2 protein-coding genes are annotated in these 2,542 nt (G+C 33.0%); both read right to left on the bottom strand.

Annotated elements, in window-relative coordinates:
* Nucleotides 1-584, bottom strand: a 584-nt coding sequence (locus ACKVOD_RS11755; RefSeq protein WP_409209659.1) for a complex I subunit 1/NuoH family protein, incomplete at its 3' end; no start/stop codon positions are given.
* The coding region (gene nuoG, locus ACKVOD_RS11750; RefSeq protein WP_409209658.1) for an NADH-quinone oxidoreductase subunit NuoG at nt 584-2,542 on the bottom strand (1,959 nt) is incomplete at its 5' end. The genes nuoG and ACKVOD_RS11755, both read right to left, overlap by 1 nt.

The following is a 2,542-nucleotide window of genomic DNA, read 5'->3' as shown; positions in this document are numbered from 1 at the left end:
ACAAACATTGGAAATAGTGGGATTGCGAACCAGATATTCTTCTGTGCCAAAACAATATCCCTTAAGTTTAACGAACCTGCACATAAAAGTACGTTTATTATAATAAGTCCAATTGAGACCTCGTATGAAACCATCTGTGCAGCAGATCTTAGGGCGCCCAAGAATGGATATTTAGAGTTTGATGCCCAACCTGCCATAATAATTCCATACACACCTAGAGAAGACACAGCGAAAATATAGAGAATTCCAACATTTATATCTGCGAGTACTAAAGTTTCACTAAATGGAATAACTGCCCAAGAAATTAATGCCAACGACATAGTTACAATTGGTGCAATAATAAAAATAACTTTATTTGCACGAACAGGAATAATTACTTCTTTAAAAATATATTTTAAAGCATCGGCAAAAGTTTGGAACAAACCAAAAGGTCCAACAACATTAGGTCCTTTTCTAAGCTGAACTGCACCCCAAACCCTTCGATCGACCCAAACAACCATTGCAACTGCAATTAAAACTGGAACCACAAGAGCAGCTATTTTTAAAAGAATATATAAAAAAATACTTAAAGATTCTGTAAGCATTAATTATCTGTTCCCGTATTTTGCAAAATTTGCTTTGCTTTTTTGCAATCAAGCATTGTTTTTGATGAAGCTGCAATAATATTAGAAAAATAAAAATCAAAATCAGCAATCTTAATAATACCATTGATTGGAATAATATTTTTCGGTTGAAGGTTATCAACAGAAGAATCTGGTAGCTGATCAATTTTTGAAAATAAAGGAAACTCTTTAAATAAATTTTCTCTTAAAATTTGATGAGTATTAATATCAATCGTTTTTTGAAAAGTTTCAGACAAAGCTCTAAATATTTTCCAATCTTCTTTTGCTTCTCCCGGAGGAAAACTTGCTTTACCAGAATCCTGAACTCGACCCTCAGTATTTACATACAAACCTTTTTTTTCTGTATATGCGGCACCAGGTAAAATAACATCAGCAATTTTTGTATTCTGTCCACCATGAGTTCCTTGATAAATTATAAATTTATTATTAGGATTAATTTTTATCTCATCAGCTCCTAGAAGATAAACAAGTTTTGGATTATCATTATTAAGTCTATCTAAAAAATTAGATTTTAATAAATTTAAATAAATTGCGCCAACACTTGATGCATTTTGATGAAGAATATTAAGACCATTCCAATCGTTATTTAAAAAATTGTTATCTTTAAGTATTTTTTTAACAGTCTCTAATACATACTCTCCATTTGAACTGAGCCCGGACTCTCCGATAATAAAAACTGGTTTTTTTGCAGATTTTAAACTGTTATAGATTTTCCCGGTTTTGGTTAAAATTTCAGCAATCAAAGAAAATGATGAACCAACATTTTCATGTGGGTAAGTTAGATCGCCAACATCTCCTATGGAATAAACCATAGTTTTTCTTGCTAAATATGCCTTTCTAATTCTAGCATTTAAGATGGTTGCCTCTAATCGCGGATTAGTTCCAATCAACACTATTAAATCAGCCTCATCTACACGAGCAATGGATGTATTAAATAAATAATTAACTTTATGGGATGGATCGATAAAATAATCTCTTTGTCTAAAATCTATATTGTCGGAAGATAAAACGTCTTTAAAAAATTTCTTAAACATGTACATACTCTCAACGTCAGCTAAATCGCCAACTACTCCGTAGACTTTATCGCCGTTTAAATCTTTTGTTTTTTCAAAAATAAATTCTAAAGCTTTATCCCAACTGCAAGGTTGGTGTTTGCCATCAATTTTTATATAAGGGGTATCAAGTCTATTTTTTAATAGACCATCGCAGGCATAACGAGTCTTATCAGAAATCCACTCCTCGTTAATATCTTCATTTATTCTTGGTAAAATTCTTTTAACTTCCCATCCCTTAGTATCAATTCGAATATTGGAACCGACGGCATCCATAACATCAATACCTTCAGTTTTTGTTAGCTCCCATGGTCGTGCTTCAAAAGCATAAGGTCTTGATGTTAAAGCACCAACAGGACAAAGATCAATTACATTTGCTGACAATTCTGAATCTAAAGTTTTTTCTAAATAAGTTGTAATTTCCATATTTTCACCTCGGCCAATTGCTCCAAGATCTGGAACGCCTGCAACTTCAGATGCAAAACGTATGCAACGAGTACAATGAATACATCGGGTCATCACTGTTTTAATTAATGGCCCCATGTACTTTTCCTTTACGGATCTTTTGTTTAATTCGTATCTTGATTTATCTACTCCATATTTCATTGACTGATCTTGTAAATCACACTCACCTCCTTGATCACAAATAGGACAATCTAATGGATGATTGATAAGTAAAAATTCCATTACACCCTCTCTGGCTTTTTTTACCAATTCAGTGTTAGTGTAAATGACTTGTCCTTCGGCAACAGGCATTGCACAAGATGCAACAGGCTTTGCAGATTTATCCATCTCAACTAGACACATCCTGCAATTACCAGCAATGGACAATCTTTCATGATAACAAAATCTTGGAATTTCTTTTCC

The organism is Flavobacterium sp. (assembly GCF_046155325.1).
In the GTDB taxonomy this organism is placed as follows: Bacteria; Bacteroidota; Bacteroidia; order Flavobacteriales; family Flavobacteriaceae; genus Flavobacterium.
Note: the sequence above shows the minus strand (reverse complement) of the source record. Positions and strands in the feature narration are given on the sequence as shown.